The sequence below is a fragment of the Pseudomonas sp. GW821-FHT02A11 genome (assembly GCF_059421985.1).
Genome location: NZ_JBWKWB010000019.1, coordinates 57,888 through 74,114, shown reverse-complemented (window position 1 = coordinate 74,114; position 16,227 = coordinate 57,888). Strand labels below are relative to the sequence as shown.

Here is a 16,227-nt window from a genome sequence, read left to right as displayed (position 1 = left end):
TCCCGCGACGCTATGCAAACCTCTGCACACCGGGCGATTGACAGGCGACTTGTTCGAATCGACCATATGCAACCTAGACGTCCAATCCTACAACTTCGGTTGTTATCGTCTAAACCGTTTTAAACAGCGCCACCCATCTTTGATCAAGGAGCTTCCATGGAAGACGAAAAGGACATCCAGCCATCCGTTCATCCGCAAAAAAACAAAGCGGACAGCCCTCAGGCCTCAATGGAGAATCAAGTAATGGAACCCCGTGAGCACAAGAGCGCATCACCCGAACAGGATGGCCCCGTTCCCCACTATAAGGACTTGCACGCTGTCCCCGCTGCAGATGCCACGTCCGAAGAAGTGCCCGTCGACTATGCCCAATGCCTGAAAAGCTTGCCGGACTTTCCCTGGCATCTGGACGAGGAAAGCAGGCTGGCCACCCCAACTCTCGACGCACCCTACATCACGGGCCACGCCTCAGGCGTCCTGACCGAGGAAGAACTCGTGGCCGGGATTTTCATCAACGTGCCCCGCTCGCCCAAGCTCTGGACCGGCGATCAACTGAAGATGCGCTGGGGCTGCATCACCTTCTACACCACCATCCCCGCCCCCAACGGCCGCACTGGGCCACGCCTGAGCCAGTACCTGAACTGCGAGCGCCTGGCCACTTACAAGAACGGCGAGATCGAAGTGCGTTACGAAGTCGTACGCCGCTCGCGTCTGGTGGGGGTTTCCGAAACCCTGAAGATCATGCTGCGCGGCGGCAAGGCACGGCCAAAACCGGCCAGCCGCGCGCGGTCGATTCGTCGGCGCAAACTGCATGAGTGACTCTGTCCGCAGGCATTTGACTGACAGTGCCACCTGAAACACGGGCAACAAAAAGCCCCGGCGACCTCACAGTCGCCGGGGCTCATCGGTACAGCGCTACATCACGCGATCAGGCATCAAAAGGCCAGACGTACACCGACGTTTGCGCCCCACGGCTGCTCGACATGCTCACCCTTCATGTAATCGAAGTCGGCATGCACCTGCAGACGCTCGGACAGCGACACCGACACACCGGTGCCCAGCTCGAACCGCGAGCCGAAGACATCGCTGTCGAAGCGCTGGCTATTGACGCTGACATCATTGCCATGGGAGAACTCATGCGCCCCCGCCACCCGCACATAAGGCTGCACGACACCGCCATCCTTGAGCGCAAACTGCCGCCCGACCGTGGCGCCGACCTTGCCCAGCACCGACTGCGTCTGGCTGGTTTTCGCCTGCAAGCCGTTGTCCAGCGTGTAACGATCAGCGTCAATCCACACGCTCGACACCTGCGCGAATGGCTCCACGAACCAATCGTCAGGCAGCTTCACATGCTTGCCGAATTCCAGCGAACCGCCGACGGCCACGTTGTTGTAATCGCCCTTGGCCTTCTCGCCATCGCTCATCGCCACCTTGGACTGGTTGTGAAACTTATTCACCTTCACCACGCCATCCAGGTAATAACCCTCCTCCGACAGCCAGGTGCCGTAGGCGCCGACATAATAGCTGTCGACCTCGCCCGAGGTGCCACGGTCCATGTCCAGATCGGACTGGCTGTAGCCTCCCATCACACCCACCAACAAATGCCCGTCACTGACCGGAATCGGCGCATCGGCGCCGAACGACAGCCCCTGCTGTTTCTGTCGGTACTTCACGCCAGCATCCAGCGAAGCATTGAAGCGGTTGCCATAACTGCGCATCCAGCCACCGCCCTCCTCACGCCCGCGCACCTCGCCCATGCGACTGCGCAACGTGCTCAACTCACTGTTCCAGATCGTCGGCCCGGCGCTGAACAACGCCAGCGCACTTTGCGTCGACGGGCTGATGGTCTTGCCGGAACCGACAATGAACCAGTCCGTGCCTTGTTGCTCCAGGGCGTAGGAGTAGGCGCCGAGGTCGACACGGGCGCCTCTGAGCCTGAACTGCGCATCACCACTCTCGGTGTGCACCACCCGCAGCGCATCAAACTCCGCAGGTACCGCCTCTTCACCCGTGTTGCGGATGTTGAGCAAGTGGTTGCCCGACGCGTTCCCCATGACATTCAGCAGATCGCCAGTACCATTGTTCAGGTTGATGCGCATGTCGAAGCGACCACGCCCCGACAGCTGCCCCAGGGTCAAAGTGTGGTGTGCGTCTTCAGAGAACCCCACGCTGCCGCCATTGATGGCCAGCGACTTCACCGCATTGTCACCGGCAAGCTGCCAGTGGCCGCTTGAGTCAATGACCACGGCGTTGCCGTTGACGATGTTGCCGTCCAGCCGAGCGTGGTTGCGTAGAGTGACGTTGAGAGTGCTCGTGTCGTCGGCGACCAGGTCTCCCTTGAGCTGACTGTTGTTGACTTCGACCTTGGCAGTGCTTTCGTCCCTGACATCGATGAGACGGTTGTTACCGGCTTCGAGGACTGAGTGGTTGGAGATCAGGATGTCGGCGTTTGTCTTTTCGTTTTTGTTATCGGCGGTCTTGATCACTTCAATGGTGGCTCCCTTACGAGCGGTAAGCCTGGAGCCATCCACCTCCAGACGATTCTTCTCTTCATAGCGAGCTTCGGTGCCATTGAAAATCCGGACGGCGCTGGTATCTCCGATAACATGGCTGGATTCTTGGATGTGGGCCACCCCGCCTGCTATCGATATTCCACCAGCCTTCCCCCTCCCGTCTGACATACCCTCAACATTCGATTGGCGGAGCACTAACTGCCCTTGAGGAGAAATCAGTACCCCATAGCCCATCCCTCGCACTTGGCTCCCAGTGACGTCGGCGATGGACAGTGATTGTCGGTCTCCTTGCGCACTCCCAAGAATCATCGCCTCCGCACTGCCATTCGCGATAATCCCGCCATTGATGATCGCAGCCCCTTTGAAAACGCGGATCCCCTCACGAACCTGACCATCATTGATATTGAGTTTTGACTGATTAATCAAAAGGTGATCAACAACCGCTCCACTCAAAACGTTCAAAACACCGCCATTCCAGACCCCGTAGCTTTGCGGAGGCGCTGAACTATCCACTGTATGAGGGACGCCATCCACGATCACCGCAGCCCTTTCGACACCATCGATTTTTACAAAACCTCCCCCCACGCCTCCAGATACTTCACTAGGTACGACCCGATCCACTTCACTGGCCCAGATGAGCGGCGAAACGCAGCTCATCGAAAGTGCCAGCACGCTGTATTTGAACTGGGTCAACGATACTTTCCCGATAGACACTCCACACCCTCCTGCATATGAGAGCGGCGAGTTTGGGAATAAATACCTTCTCCAAAAGTAAAATCAAAAAAAACTGGAGTAGGAAGTTTCCTAATAGAAGCGCGTTTTTTCCTACTTAAAAATCAGTGACAACCAAGATCTTCCGGGCCATCGCCCCAAAAAGCTGCAGGACTTTTCCACAGACCTCCTGCAAGCGTCCTACATGGCTGTAAAGGTTCCTACAAGTCCGCCCTGGCAGCACGTTGACCAGAGAAGAATACTGCGATTAATTTATTTCCAGATCAGGAAAGTCCCTGCTCGCAATAATCGCTGGCGCGCACCACGCCAGCTCCTAAAAAGAAAACAAACACAAAGGATTATTTATGAACGACTTCAAACAAACTCCGACCATTCTGCGCTCGGGTCATCGTGAGCCCATTCAAATCGAAGCACCTGATATTTCGTTCGCCTTTCACGATGAAGATAATCCGGGATTGATCCCCGTGTCCGCGCTGGGCGCGCCGATCAGTGTCGACTTGAAAGTGTGGGAAGGTGCCGAAGCCGGATACACCTACCAATTGATGTGGGACGGTAAAGAATACGGCGAGGAAAAAACAATCAGCAACGCCGATAAACCAGGCGATCCTCTGAAACTTGAGTTGCCTGAAGAGCTACAAACTGAAGGGACACATGCCCTTGGGTTCCGCGTATTCAGCCCAAACACTGGCATCAAAGAATTCTCGGATATTTTTTCCGTCGTGATCGACAAAACAGCGCCAGGCAAACCACAACTGGCAGCCTTACAGTTTCCCGTGGAAGTTCAGAATGGACTGACGCTCGCCGAGCTTGAAAATCTGGGTAACACATTGGAAGTTCAGGTCGCCGGGTATACCGGCATGGCCAAGCACGACGTTATTCAAACTTGGTGGGGCGAAGCCAAAGGCCCATCTGCGACGGTTAGTGTGGATGATATGGGCTTGAACAAAGTTATTTTCGAATTTTCAAAAGACTTCCTTGAGTCCATCGCCGCAGGGGTTCATCCCGTCAAGTACAACGTGACCGACCGCGCCGGTAATGTATCAGAGGACTCGTTGCCAGTAGATATTCTGCTCTTGCTGGAGGAGATACCCGACAATTTCCCCGCGCCGATCCTGGACCCGGCCGTAGGTGACCTGATCGATTACGCGGAAGCGCGCCCTGGCGTACAGGTCGACATCCCTCATTACGCTAGTGCCGCAGCGTTCGACCAGGTCACGCTTTATTGGGGCGCAGACAGGCCGATGTATCCCGTTGAACTCCCGCCAGGCATTGAAAATGAAGACATCGTTCTGTCGTTGCGGGTGCCCTATGAAACGATCGCTGCCAACCCCATTGGAGAAATCGCCATCAGTTACCGGGTAACTCGTCAAAACCAGTTGAGTGGTTCTTCGCTGTCCAAGATCGTCAATGTGTTCATCACGTTGCCTATCCCAGTTCCGACAGCCCCCCTTATTGTTCAGGGGACAAGCGTCGATAATCCAAACAAGGACGATAACTTTATTGATGAGGACGACTACGAACTTAATGGGCGTGCCGTGGTCCCGTGGAGTAATGAATTTCGGATCAATGACGACCTGAATCTTTATTGGGGTGATCAACAGCGGTTGCAATGGCACCAGATCAGCGAGGAGGACATGGCGGTTAAAAACGACTTGGTGATTCCCGTTGCAAATTCGATCATGAAAACGCAAGGCACGGGCGCCGAAATTCCGGTTTGGTACACCGTGACTCGAAGCGGGAATCCAAACGCAGCAACTTCCCCCGTGCAAAAAGTGACTGTGCGATCTAAAGAGGAATTGCCGGGTGGGACGGAGGGGATCGACGGCCCGGTCTTTAAACTGACTCCTGCCGGCTATATCTCATTACTTGTCGCCCCAGATGGCACAAGCGGTCTTATTACCCCTTATCCGAATATTGCCGAACAACAAAAGCTTTTCTTCACCTTTAAAGGTTTTGATCGCGACAACAATCCAATTGAAGCCGCAACCGTCACGGCCACTCGACAACTGGACGATATCGACATCGTTAATGGGTACAGTTTTGAAGTTCCCTATAACAACTTGAGAACTATCTGCACCGGATTCTGCGAGGCCTACGTTAGGGTTGAGCCTGCTCCCGGTAGCAATCAAAGCGCGGTGACATCCAAAGTGACCCGAGTTCCAGTGGATATGCGCCGTCCGAACGAAACGTTCTGCAGTTTGCGCCCATAATAACCCTCAAGTACCAAGGCAAGCCTGGTTTGAATGGGCTTGCCGCCTCTAAAAAGGATAAAAACAATGACCCCACAAAACGAAAAATCGACAAAAGAACCTATTCCTCTTGATCTCCCTAACATTGCAGTGGCCTTAGAGGGAGGGCTGATTCCAATTGAACATCTGACTGCGCCCATCACGGTTAACTTTCCCGTGTGGCCAGCTGCCGAGGCTGGATATACGTATCAGCTGGTTTTTGACGGTCAACGAGTACCGCCGGAGAAAATCATTCTGGATACCGATCAACCTGATGATGTCTTGCAAGTGGAGGTCCCAGTCGAGATGCTGAGTGAGGGTGAACATGCGGTCTCTTATCGCATTCACAGCCCGAACACACTGGATGAAGTTTATTCTGACAGCGTGCCGATGATTGTCGACAAAACCGCCCCAGGCTCCCCCGACCTCGCTCCCATCCTCTTCCCCGCTGACATCCAGGACGGCTTGACCTCCGACGAACTTGAAGCAATGAACAACGTCCTGCCCGGTCGCATCGCCAGCTACAACGGCATGGCCATCGGCGATGTGGTACACACTTCTGGGGTGGGCTGCAAGGACCGATGGTCACGGTCGATGGTAATGACATGGGTTTGAACAGTGTGACGGTGAACTTCACCCGTGAGCTGCTGGAGCAGGCAGACGGGGTAAGTTCCCAGGTCTATTACACCGTGACGGATTTGGCGGGAAATGTGTCGATGAAGTCCGAGGCGCTGTCCATTTCGCTGCAATTATCGGTACTCAATCCCCTCCCGCTCCCATCCATCAAAGAAGCCACCAACAACATCCTCGACCCCGCCAACGCCACCCAGGGCGCCACGGTGGTCGTTGCCGCCTCTGCCAATCTGCGCGAGGGCGAGAAGCTTACTGTGCGTTGGGAGGGGCCCAAGGGCAGTGACCTCAAGGAGCACGTGGTCACTGCCGAGCAATCTGGCCGGGAGGCGTCGGTTGTCATCGCCAGTGCCCTGGTGTCGGTGAACGACGGGCAGACGGTGGAGGTGTCGTACAGCGTCACGCGGCGCAGTGGTGCGGTGCAGGATTCGGAAAAGCTGGCACTGAAGATTCTCAGCGCGGCGCTGGATCTGCCGGCGCCGACGGTCGATACCGTGGGGCCGGACGGGGTGTTGCGGCCATCGCTGATTACCGGGCCCGACGCGATTGCCCGGGCGACGTATCGGGGGATGATTGCCACCGATGAGGTGAAGGTGCGCTGGATCGGCAAGACCACGTTCGAGGGGCCATTCCAGACGGTGGGCGACAGCAGTCATTTGAAGTTCACGATTCCGAAGTCCTTCATCGAAGGGTCCGAGGGCGATACGGCGACGGTGTCCTACCTCGTTAGCCGGGACGGGGTGGAAACCGAGTCTCACAAGCTGGAACTGAGTGTGCGTGAGGAGCTGCTGTTCGACACCTCGCCCGTGGCACTGCCGGGCAAGATTTATCTGATTCCGGGCAGCCCCGATCTGCTGCCGGCCTTCCCCAGCGGGACAACGGTACAACGCACAGCCAGCGGTGGTCGCCCTCCCTATACGTACACCAGCGGCGATCCCCGGGTGGCCCATGTGAACGAAGAGGGGCTGACATCGGTGCGGGGCAATGGCAGCGCGACGATCACAGTGACGGATGCTGGCGGGGAAAGCAGAAGTTACCCGGTAACGGTGTCGGGGGTTATCGAATGCGTAGGCGTAGGGTCGGGCAATCTGACGAAGATGACTAACGCAGCACATGCCGTGGGAGGGCGAATTCCGACCATCAACGAGCTAATCGAAATCTACAACGCGTATGGCAATCGCTGGCCAATGGGCACCAGGAACTTCTGGTCGTCGTCGTACGCAGTGAACCTGCTTGGGGCCAAGTGGTACTACGTGAAAAACATGCAGAACGGGCAGACCTTCAAGTTGCTGCACACCAATTCCAGTTTGGGTGTTGCGATTCGTTGAATGATCGAGCCAGGCCTGTCTTTTAGCTCGCGCTCGAAGCGTTTCCCGGAGGCATCGCCCGTTGGCGGTGCCTTCGACGTTGCCGGTTTTGCGCAACGCTGCAGGAGAATCATCATGAAAAACCCCACTCACTTGCCGTCTTTGAGCCCGTGCGACAGTAGTCCATCGGACCGGTTCGAGGCGCAGGTCAATGGCAAAGCATTTATAAGCACCCATCTGAGAGCCGTGGCGTGCCTGCGAACGGAACTGGACGGCTGGCGCAGTTGCAAGATATGGAAGATTCATGCAGTGGGAAAAGTCGCGGGGCGTCGTACGGTGTTTGGCTTCTTCATGGCGCAGACGCTGCCCTTGGGTACGTACGACCTGGTGCGCGATGCCCGTCTGACCGTGGTCTACCACCTCACGCCCAAACAACACGCGCAGGTCCTTCACTCTCGGGACTTTCAGGAAGGCACCCTGACCCTGCTCGACTGTAACGGCGACACAGGCCGGTTGCGCGGCACGTTCGAGATCGCCATGCCGGCCATCGGCTTCAGTGTTTCGGGCGGCGTGTTCGACCTCGAGTGCCACCCTGAAAAATCGGCCCTTAATCGATGAGAAACCGTGCGATGTGCTCGGCCGATGCCTGCAGGCAAGCGGCGTGGTCAGTGCCTGAGGATTTCAACGGCTTGAGGTCGTGGTTGGCGGTGGGCAGCCAGAGCATGTCGATGCTGGCGGACAGCGTGTAGCCCTCGACGGCTTCGCGATTGCCCAAGGCGTCGCGTTCGCCCTGAATGATCAGGGTGGGGGTGCGCAGCTCGGCCAGGTGTGCGACGCGGGGTTTTTCCGGCTTGCCGACGGCGTAGAACGGGTAGCCCAGACAGATCAGCCCATCGACGCTCAGCTCGTCCGCGACGAGGCTGGCCATGCGCCCACCCATGGACTTGCCGCCGATGGCCAGACGACCACCGACCTCAGCTCGCACCGCAGCGTACACCCTGTGCCAGCATTCAAGGAGTGTTGCCTGGGGGTTGGGAGGGCGCTTGCCGCCGTTTATTCGGCGTTGGGCCATGTAGGGAAATTCGAAACGCAGCACGCCCACGCCGAGTGCGGCCAACCGCTCGGCGATGTCGTTCATGAACTCGCTGTCCATCGGTGCCCCGGCGCCATGGGCAAGGATCAGCGTCGTGGTTTTGCCAGGCTCGGTAGACGCGGGTGCATTCCACAACCAGCCGTGGGTGCGTGCCAGTTGCGCGCAATGATGGGCATCACTGCCTGGCGGAGTTGCTTTGCTCATACTTGCCTCGTTGTGCAGTTCGTGCCGCGAAAAAGTCAGAACGGCCGCCATTATGCCGATCCGATCGATGCGCTGCCGAGCGTCAATCAAGCAATGAAGAAGGCTGGCCAAGACAGCGGCGGTTCAGCTTCGTCTGTTTACCCTTCCAGAACACTTCGGCGAAGAGCCCCGTTAACTGAGCGCCCCAACCCACACGCCACCGGGCGGTTTCAGGATCGGCCATGCTTTTTGTCCGGTGCCGGTCGATCATCCGCGACGATCGCCGGCCTTGTCTGCCAGCTCGGGCCAAATTATTTGGGCAGTTAAAAAGTGCAATTGTCGACGGCTTTTGTATACAACTATCGATGCAAAAAACGCTCTACCACGGCAAGGAATGCAGACAGAGAATCGTTTCAGCCACCATCGATAGCCAGTGAATGCCGCGTCCTGCAATGGGACGCGGCAACCCTCTCCCTCGCGCGGCGAAGTGTCGCAGATCGCTAAATTACGGCTTCCCTCGCTGAGCAAACGCGTCTAAGCTACGCCTCACAGTGGTCCGGCGATAGCTGGCCACAGGCTCAGTGGAAGGATTGTGCACGACCCTCCAACCCTCTTGCAGACCGACAGCGCAGCCCTGTCGTCACCCGCAGGGTTGTATCCAATTTCCCGAACTCACGCGCGCTGCCTCACTCGACCTGTTCTCCCGCCCCCTTCGGCCCACTTGGGCAGACGGCCTTGTCGCGAATTCGCGCAGGCCCTGCCGGACTCCGCAACCATCGCGACCGTTGACCTCGCCCCCCGCTTGCGCGCGGCAAAACGTCTACGCTTAAAACGATGTTGCGGCCGTTACCACACTAATAAAATTCCAAACCGTGGAACCTTAGAATGAGCACAGCAATCAGTCAGACTGCTTATAACTATAAGGTGGTCCGCCAGTTCGCCATCATGACGGTGGTCTGGGGGATTATTGGCATGGGGCTCGGTGTCTTCATCGCCTCCCAACTCGTGTGGCCTGACCTGAATCTCGGGCTCCCGTGGACGACATTCGGACGTCTGCGCCCGCTGCACACCAACCTTGTGATCTTTGCCTTCGGGGGCTGCGCCCTGTTCGGCACGTCTTACTATGTGGTGCAGCGCACCTGTCAGACGCGGCTGATTTCCGACGGCATGGCGGCCTTTCACTTCTGGGGATGGCAAGCCGTAATCATCGGCGCCATCATCACCCTGCCGATGGGCTATACCACCACTAAGGAATACGCTGAGCTCGAGTGGCCGATCGCGATCCTGCTGGCCATCGTCTGGATCACCTACGCGGCGGTGTTCTTCGGCACCATCGTCAAGCGCAAGACCAAGCATATCTATGTCGGCAACTGGTTCTACGGGGCCTTTATCGTGGTCACCGCGATGCTGCACATCGTCAACCACATGTCGCTGCCGGTCAGCCTGTTCAAGTCCTATTCGGCCTATTCGGGTGCGACCGACGCGATGATCCAGTGGTGGTACGGGCACAACGCCGTAGGCTTTTTCCTGACTACGGGCTTTCTCGGGATGATGTACTACTTCGTGCCGAAACAGGCCGAGCGTCCGATCTACTCGTATCGTCTTTCCATCGTGCACTTCTGGGCGCTGATCACCCTGTACATCTGGGCCGGTCCTCACCATTTGCACTACACCGCCCTGCCCGATTGGGCACAATCGCTGGGCATGGTGATGTCGATCATCCTGCTGGCTCCGAGCTGGGGCGGCATGATCAACGGCATGATGACCCTCTCCGGCGCATGGCATAAATTGCGCACCGACCCGATCCTGCGCTTCCTGGTCGTGTCGCTGGCCTTCTACGGCATGTCGACCTTCGAAGGGCCGATGATGGCGATCAAGACCGTCAACTCGCTCTCGCACTACACCGACTGGACCATTGGCCACGTTCACGCCGGCGCCCTGGGCTGGGTGGCGATGATCTCCATCGGCGCCGTGTATCACATGATCCCGCGCCTGTATGGCCGTCCGCAGATGCACAGCATCGGCCTGATCAACGCGCACTTCTGGCTGGCGACCATCGGCACCGTGCTGTACATCGCCTCGATGTGGGTCAACGGCATTACCCAAGGCCTGATGTGGCGCGCCATCAATGATGACGGCACCCTCACCTACTCCTTCGTCGAAGCGCTGCAGGCAAGCCATCCGGGCTACATCGTGCGCGCCCTGGGCGGAGCCTTCTTCGCCAGCGGCATGCTGTTCATGGCCTACAACGTGTTCCGCACCGTGCGCGCGTCGAACACCGAGCAAGCCGAAGAAGCCGCCCAGATCGCTGTCGTGGGAGCGCACTGATGATCAAGCACGAATCCCTCGAAAAGAACATCGGCCTGCTGTCGATCTTCATGGTGATTGCCGTCGCGGTCGGCGGCCTGACGCAGATCGTCCCGCTGTTCTTCCAGGACGTCACCAACAAACCGGTCGAAGGCATGAAGCCGCGCCCGGCGCTGGAAGTCGAAGGCCGCGATGTGTTCATCGCCAATGGCTGTGTGGGCTGCCACTCGCAGATGATCCGGCCGTTCCGCGCCGAAACCGAACGCTACGGTCACTACTCGGTGGCGGGTGAAAGCGTCTGGGATCACCCCTTCCTGTGGGGCTCCAAACGCACCGGGCCGGACCTGGCCCGTGTCGGCGGGCGCTACTCCGACGACTGGCACCGCGCGCACCTCTATAACCCGCGCAACGTGGTGCCAGAGTCGATCATGCCGGCCTACCCGTTCCTGGTGGAAAACAAGCTCGACGGCAAGTTGACCGGTCGCAAGCTCGAAGTACTGCGCAACCTGGGCGTGCCCTACACCGACGACGACATCGCCAAGGCGGCCGACGCCGTCAAGGGCAAGACTGAAATGGATGCGCTGGTGGCCTATCTGCAGGGACTGGGCACCCTCATCAAGAGCAAACGGTGATCGCCATGGATATCGGAATGATTCGAGGTCTGGGTACCGTCGTGGTGATGGTGGCCTTCATCGGTCTGGCGTTGTGGGTCTTCAGCCCCCGGCGCAAAGCCGAATTCGACGATGCGACCCTGCTGCCCTTTGCCGATGATCCCGAGGCCATAAAGCAGCTGGAGCAAGCGAAAGCTTCCAGGAGCAACAAACAATGACTACGTTTTGGAGCCTGTACGTCACCGTACTCTCGCTGGGCACGATCTTCTGCCTGGCCTGGCTGCTGCTGGCGACCCGCAAGGGCCAGCGCGCCGACACCACCGACGAGACCGTGGGCCACTCCTTCGACGGCATCGAGGAGTACGACAATCCGCTGCCCAAGTGGTGGTTCATGCTGTTCGTCGGCACCATCATTTTCGCCCTCGGTTACCTGGCGCTGTACCCCGGCCTTGGCAACTGGACCGGCCTGCTGCCGGGCTACAACTATGTCGACAACGACAAGCAGATCGCTTTCTCCGACGGCAAGACCGGGTGGACCGGCGTGCATGAATGGGAAAAGGAAATGGCCCGTTCGGACGCCCGTTTCGGTCCAATCTTCGCCAAATTCGCAGCGATGCCGATAGAAGAAGTCGCCAAAGACCCGCAAGCCCTGAAAATGGGCGGGCGACTGTTCGCCTCCAACTGCTCGGTTTGCCATGGCTCCGACGCCAAGGGCGCCTACGGCTTCCCCAACCTGACCGACGCCGACTGGCGTTGGGGCGGCGAGCCGCAGACCATCAAGACCACCATCATGGGCGGACGCCACGCAGTGATGCCGGCCTGGGGTGAAGTGGTCGGCGATCAAGGCGTGCGTGACGTGTCGGCTTTCGTATTGACGCAACTGGACGGCCGCAAGCTGCCCGAAGACGCCAAGGCCGACCCCGCTGCCGGCCAGAAAATCTTCGCCGCCAACTGCGTCGCCTGCCACGGCCCCGAAGGCAAAGGCACGCCAGCCATGGGCGCCCCCGACCTGACCCACCCTGCCGCGTTCATCTACGGCTCGAGTTTTGCGCAGTTGCAGCAGACCATCCGCTACGGCCGTCAGGGCCAGATGCCAGCGCAAGAACTGCTGCAGGGGAACGACAAGGTGCATCTGCTGGCGGCGTATGTGTACAGCCTGTCCCATGGGGATAAGTCGCCCGAGTAGCGCCGCCTGCCGTGCTGGTCGGTTTTTACCAGCGGCTGCTGATAAAGACCGACTTGCTCCGGTTACATTCAGTCAACGATTCGCAGATTCGTGAGCAATATGCACCGCATCTCCAGCCCGAAGGGCTTGTACGCTCAGAAGCACAAGTCGCAGGACGCGCACTTGGTGTGACACTCATAAGGACATGTACATGATGAACAAATTCGCACTCGTATTCGGGTCGCTGGGCCTGTGCCTGGCCAGCCTTACCGCCCACGCCACCCAGCCGGTCAGCGATGCGCCGCCGGTGGTTGCCAAAGCCTCAGACCAGCCTTTCATCCACCACTCGGGGTCATCGTTTCTGGTGTTCACTTCAGACCCGCAATATCCGTGGACGACCTATAGCGACGATGACGTCGATATTTCCGCCCGTGAAAATCAACGGTTGGCCCGCCAATTGGTCGAGGAGCAGTATCAGAGCATCGCCGATTTTCGCAATGCCAAAAGCCAGCACTATGTACCGGTGATGATCAACGGCGACATGACCGCCTATGGCCACGGCTGGCAACGCGATTATCTGTATTCCACTCTGGATCGCTACCTCAATGGCGACTATTACTTCGGCCTGGGCAATCATGACTATGACAATAACGTCGATGATTGTGGCAGCAACGGATGTGCGCGAGACAGCCTGTTCGATTTGCGCGACAGGATGCAGCACAAGGTCGACTCGATGGACCTGGACATCCAGCACACGGGTCGCAATGAAACATGGCGTGGAAGCCTCGCGTACAGCAAGCAGATCGGCGACGTTCAGCTCATCCAGCTGAATAACTACCCCAACTACCGGGTTAACTTCGACTCCAGAATCTGGCTGCAGGCACGCACCTACGATTTCAGGATCAGCGACTCGCTGGACTGGCTGGAAAATCAACTGCAGCAAGCACGCGCCAACAACCGCATCATCATTTTGAACATGCACGACTCGCAAGATTGGGTACACAACGCTGCCGAAATCCAGCGCTTCAAAAAGATGATCAATGACTATCAGGTTTCCGCCGTTTTCGCCGGACATCTGCACAAGGTAAACGGGAAGCGCAGCTCTCGTTACCACTTTGGTGACGTTCCGGCCTATGTCAGCGGCTCTGCCTCTCAAGGTACCTACCTGATTGCGGAAGTCGACCGCGCAACAAGGCAACTCAAGATCAGTACCGTTAAAAATAACAATTGGGCCGACATGAAGACCATCGATGCGATTGCGCTACCGGGTCCAGCATGAGCCCGGCCGCTTATGGGGTGCCGTCCTGAAAACAACGGCGACGCCTTTGGGCAGATCTTGCTGCGGCGCGGCCGCACTTGCACCTCACTCGACTAAAATCACAACATCAATGATGGGCGATAGAACAACACCCCATGACCCCGGTCGGCACGCACTGACCGGGGCATTTATCCACTGCCCCTTACCGTGGCAGGCCTCGATGAGGGCGCCAAGATGAGCAACCAGATTCCGGTACACAATGTCACTCCGCCGACCCATAAAGAGAGTGACACCGTTGACCTCTACGCCTCCCGGGAAAAGATCTACACCCGGGCGTTCACGGGTGTATTCCGTAATCTGCGCATCGGTGGCGGGATCGTGCTGTTCGTGCTGTATTTCGGCACGGTCTGGCTCAATTGGGGCGGGCATCAAGCCGTCTGGTGGAACCTGCCGGAGCGCAAGTTCTACATCTTCGGCGCCACCTTCTGGCCGCAGGATTTCATTCTGCTGTCGGGCATTTTGATCGTCGCGGCTTTCGGCCTGTTTTTCATTACCGTGTTCGCTGGCCGCGTGTGGTGCGGCTATACCTGCCCGCAGAGCGTGTGGACGTGGATTTTCATGTGGTGCGAGAAGGTCACCGAGGGCGACCGCAACCAGCGCATGAAGCTGGACAACGCGCCCATGGGCGCCAATAAACTCGTCCGCAAGTCCGCCAAACATGGCCTGTGGCTATTGATCGGGCTGGTCACCGGGCTGACCTTCGTCGGCTATTTCTCGCCGATCCGAGAGCTGACCGTGGATTTCTTCACCGGCCAGGCCGATGGCTGGTCGTACTTCTGGGTCGGGTTCTTCACCTTGGCCACCTACGGCAACGCCGGCTGGCTGCGCGAACAGGTGTGCATTTACATGTGCCCCTATGCGCGTTTTCAAAGTGTGATGTTCGACAAGGACACCCTCATCGTTTCCTATGACCCACGTCGCGGGGAGAAACGCGGCACGCGCAAAAAAGATGTGGACTACAAGGCTCAAGGCCTGGGTGACTGCATCGACTGCACCATGTGCGTTCAGGTCTGCCCCACCGGCATCGACATCCGCGACGGCCTGCAGATCGAGTGCATCGGCTGCGCGGCCTGCATCGACGCCTGCGACACCATCATGGACAAGATGAACTACCCTCGCGGCCTGATCAGCTACACCACCGAACACAACCTCTCCGGCCAGGTCACGCACAAGCTGCGCCCCCGCTTGATCGGCTATGCCGTGGTGCTTTTGCTCATGATCGGCGTACTGGCCGGGGCGTTTTTCATGCGCTCGTTGGTGGGCTTCGATGTCAGCAAGGACCGCGTGCTGTACCGCGAGAACGCCGAGGGCCGAATCGAAAACGTCTACAGCCTCAAAGTGATGAACAAGGATCAAAAGGACCACACCTACCTACTCGACGCCACGGGCCTGCCGGACCTGAAGCTGCAGGGCCGTCGCGAGATCAAGGTGGCCGCGGGTGAAATCTTCACCCTGCCGGTAGAGTTGTCGGTCTCGCCCGAACAACTGCCATCGAGCACCAACGAGATCCGTTTCATCCTTAAAGACCTAGAAGACAGCGGCACCCAAGTGCAGGCCAAGAGCCGGTTCATCGGCCCACACGTTCGTTGAGAGACGCCAGACATGACCCTAGCAACCGCCACAAACCCTTGGTACAAGCACCTTTGGCCGTGGATCATCATCGGCATCCTGATCTGCTCGGTCACCCTCACCCTGTCGATGGTGACCATTGCCGTGACCCATCCGGACAACCTGGTCAGCGACAACTATTACGAAGCGGGCAAAGGTATCAATCGCTCACTGGATCGCGAATTGCTCGCGCAAACCCTGAAGCTGCGCGCCAGCGTGACTCTGGACGACGTGACCGGCGAAGCGGACCTGCGCCTGACCGGCGACAGCCAGCCGGAAACCCTGGTGCTGAACCTGATCTCGCCGACGCAACCGGAAAAGGACCGCAAGATCGTCCTGGCCCGCAACCCGGCGCAACCGGGGCGGTATGTCGGGCAGATGAGCGACAGGGTCGAAGGCCGGCGTTTCGTCGAGCTGCTGGGTGTGGAAAACAGCCAGACCTGGCGCCTGTTCGAGGAAGAGTCCATCAGCCGCGACAAGGATCTGATTCTGGGCGATGAGCCGATTCAGGGTGCCGAAGCGCTGAAGAAGTGAT

At 58.2% G+C, this 16,227-nt stretch carries 15 protein-coding genes; 12 read left to right on the top strand and 3 right to left on the bottom strand.

The window, feature by feature from the left end; all coding sequences use genetic code 11:
• Positions 1-156: 156 nt before the first annotated feature.
• Positions 157-816 (top strand): hypothetical protein, encoded by a 660-nt coding sequence (locus AC07V9_RS22535; RefSeq protein WP_495017846.1) that lies wholly within the window; start codon positions 157-159, stop codon positions 814-816.
• A gap of 116 nt (positions 817-932) precedes the next feature.
• Here the strand turns inward: AC07V9_RS22535 and AC07V9_RS22530 are convergent, their stop codons facing one another.
• On the bottom strand, positions 933-2,819 hold the full coding sequence (locus AC07V9_RS22530) for an autotransporter outer membrane beta-barrel domain-containing protein (RefSeq protein WP_495017876.1): 1,887 nt from the start codon (positions 2,817-2,819) through the stop codon (positions 933-935).
• A gap of 767 nt (positions 2,820-3,586) precedes the next feature.
• Here AC07V9_RS22530 and AC07V9_RS22525 point away from each other — a divergent pair.
• The 4 genes from AC07V9_RS22525 (at position 3,587) to AC07V9_RS22510 (ending at position 8,025) form a co-directional block, all read left to right on the top strand.
• A complete protein-coding gene (locus tag AC07V9_RS22525) occupies positions 3,587-5,452 on the top strand; it encodes a hypothetical protein (RefSeq protein ID WP_495017845.1) in 1,866 nt (621 codons plus the stop codon).
• 66 nt (positions 5,453-5,518) lie between these two features.
• Complete coding sequence (locus AC07V9_RS22520; protein WP_495017844.1) at positions 5,519-6,085, top strand: hypothetical protein; 567 nt, start codon at positions 5,519-5,521, stop codon at positions 6,083-6,085.
• Complete coding sequence (locus tag AC07V9_RS22515) at positions 6,076-7,428, top strand: immunoglobulin-like domain-containing protein (RefSeq protein WP_495017843.1); 1,353 nt, start codon at positions 6,076-6,078, stop codon at positions 7,426-7,428. Before AC07V9_RS22520 ends, AC07V9_RS22515 begins: the two co-directional genes overlap by 10 nt.
• A gap of 114 nt (positions 7,429-7,542) precedes the next feature.
• Positions 7,543-8,025, top strand: coding sequence for a hypothetical protein (locus AC07V9_RS22510; RefSeq protein WP_495017842.1), 483 nt, complete (start codon positions 7,543-7,545; stop codon positions 8,023-8,025).
• On the opposite strand, the gene AC07V9_RS22505 is transcribed toward AC07V9_RS22510, so the two are convergent.
• Both AC07V9_RS22505 and AC07V9_RS22500 read right to left on the bottom strand, forming a co-directional pair.
• Positions 8,015-8,704, bottom strand: coding sequence for an alpha/beta family hydrolase (locus AC07V9_RS22505; RefSeq protein ID WP_495017841.1), 690 nt, complete (start codon positions 8,702-8,704; stop codon positions 8,015-8,017). The genes AC07V9_RS22510 and AC07V9_RS22505 overlap by 11 nt on opposite strands.
• A gap of 82 nt (positions 8,705-8,786) precedes the next feature.
• Positions 8,787-8,927 (bottom strand): hypothetical protein, encoded by a 141-nt coding sequence (locus tag AC07V9_RS22500; RefSeq protein WP_495017840.1) that lies wholly within the window; start codon positions 8,925-8,927, stop codon positions 8,787-8,789.
• Between the two features lie 641 nt (positions 8,928-9,568).
• On the opposite strand from AC07V9_RS22500, the gene ccoN reads away from it, so the two are divergent.
• The 7 genes from ccoN to AC07V9_RS22465 all read left to right on the top strand — a co-directional run bounded on the left by ccoN (position 9,569) and on the right by AC07V9_RS22465 (position 16,226).
• The gene (gene ccoN, locus AC07V9_RS22495; protein ID WP_495017839.1) at positions 9,569-11,011 is read left to right on the top strand and encodes a cytochrome-c oxidase, cbb3-type subunit I; all 1,443 of its coding nucleotides are present in this window, start codon (positions 9,569-9,571) and stop codon (positions 11,009-11,011) included.
• Positions 11,011-11,622: a cytochrome-c oxidase, cbb3-type subunit II gene (ccoO, locus tag AC07V9_RS22490; RefSeq protein ID WP_495017838.1), complete on the top strand. Its 612-nt coding sequence runs from the start codon at positions 11,011-11,013 to the stop codon at positions 11,620-11,622. The genes ccoN and ccoO overlap by 1 nt, the downstream gene beginning before the upstream one ends.
• 5 nt (positions 11,623-11,627) lie before the next feature.
• A complete protein-coding gene (locus AC07V9_RS22485; RefSeq protein ID WP_495017875.1) occupies positions 11,628-11,819 on the top strand; it encodes a cbb3-type cytochrome oxidase subunit 3 in 192 nt (63 codons plus the stop codon).
• Positions 11,816-12,787, top strand: a complete 972-nt coding sequence (ccoP, locus tag AC07V9_RS22480) for a cytochrome-c oxidase, cbb3-type subunit III (protein WP_495017837.1) — start codon at positions 11,816-11,818, stop codon at positions 12,785-12,787. The genes AC07V9_RS22485 and ccoP overlap by 4 nt, the downstream gene beginning before the upstream one ends.
• Positions 12,788-12,977: 190 nt before the next feature.
• Complete coding sequence (locus AC07V9_RS22475) at positions 12,978-14,045, top strand: metallophosphoesterase family protein (RefSeq protein WP_495017836.1); 1,068 nt, start codon at positions 12,978-12,980, stop codon at positions 14,043-14,045.
• Positions 14,046-14,258: 213 nt separating this feature from the next.
• Positions 14,259-15,674, top strand: coding sequence for a cytochrome c oxidase accessory protein CcoG (gene ccoG / locus AC07V9_RS22470; RefSeq protein WP_495017835.1), 1,416 nt, complete (start codon positions 14,259-14,261; stop codon positions 15,672-15,674).
• A gap of 12 nt (positions 15,675-15,686) precedes the next feature.
• Positions 15,687-16,226 carry a FixH family protein gene (locus tag AC07V9_RS22465; RefSeq protein WP_495017834.1) on the top strand — a complete coding sequence of 180 codons (540 nt, stop codon included), beginning with the start codon at positions 15,687-15,689 and terminating at the stop codon, positions 16,224-16,226.
• Position 16,227: the final 1 nt, after the last annotated feature.

Excerpts from the sequence above, each read along its gene's own strand:
- AC07V9_RS22535 (WP_495017846.1), top strand. The coding sequence starts at position 157 with ATGGAAGACGAAAAGGACATCCAGCCATCCGTTCATCCGCAAAAAAAC.
- AC07V9_RS22530 (WP_495017876.1), bottom strand. The coding sequence starts at position 2,819 with ATGATTCTTGGGAGTGCGCAAGGAGACCGACAATCACTGTCCATCGCC.
- AC07V9_RS22525 (WP_495017845.1), top strand. The coding sequence starts at position 3,587 with ATGAACGACTTCAAACAAACTCCGACCATTCTGCGCTCGGGTCATCGT.
- AC07V9_RS22520 (WP_495017844.1), top strand. The coding sequence starts at position 5,519 with ATGACCCCACAAAACGAAAAATCGACAAAAGAACCTATTCCTCTTGAT.
- AC07V9_RS22515 (WP_495017843.1), top strand. The coding sequence starts at position 6,076 with ATGGGTTTGAACAGTGTGACGGTGAACTTCACCCGTGAGCTGCTGGAG.
- AC07V9_RS22510 (WP_495017842.1), top strand. The coding sequence starts at position 7,543 with ATGAAAAACCCCACTCACTTGCCGTCTTTGAGCCCGTGCGACAGTAGT.
- AC07V9_RS22505 (WP_495017841.1), bottom strand. The coding sequence starts at position 8,704 with ATGAGCAAAGCAACTCCGCCAGGCAGTGATGCCCATCATTGCGCGCAA.
- AC07V9_RS22500 (WP_495017840.1), bottom strand. The coding sequence starts at position 8,927 with ATGGCCGATCCTGAAACCGCCCGGTGGCGTGTGGGTTGGGGCGCTCAG.
- ccoN (WP_495017839.1), top strand. The coding sequence starts at position 9,569 with ATGAGCACAGCAATCAGTCAGACTGCTTATAACTATAAGGTGGTCCGC.
- ccoO (WP_495017838.1), top strand. The coding sequence starts at position 11,011 with ATGATCAAGCACGAATCCCTCGAAAAGAACATCGGCCTGCTGTCGATC.
- AC07V9_RS22485 (WP_495017875.1), top strand. The coding sequence starts at position 11,628 with ATGGATATCGGAATGATTCGAGGTCTGGGTACCGTCGTGGTGATGGTG.
- ccoP (WP_495017837.1), top strand. The coding sequence starts at position 11,816 with ATGACTACGTTTTGGAGCCTGTACGTCACCGTACTCTCGCTGGGCACG.
- AC07V9_RS22475 (WP_495017836.1), top strand. The coding sequence starts at position 12,978 with ATGATGAACAAATTCGCACTCGTATTCGGGTCGCTGGGCCTGTGCCTG.
- ccoG (WP_495017835.1), top strand. The coding sequence starts at position 14,259 with ATGAGCAACCAGATTCCGGTACACAATGTCACTCCGCCGACCCATAAA.
- AC07V9_RS22465 (WP_495017834.1), top strand. The coding sequence starts at position 15,687 with ATGACCCTAGCAACCGCCACAAACCCTTGGTACAAGCACCTTTGGCCG.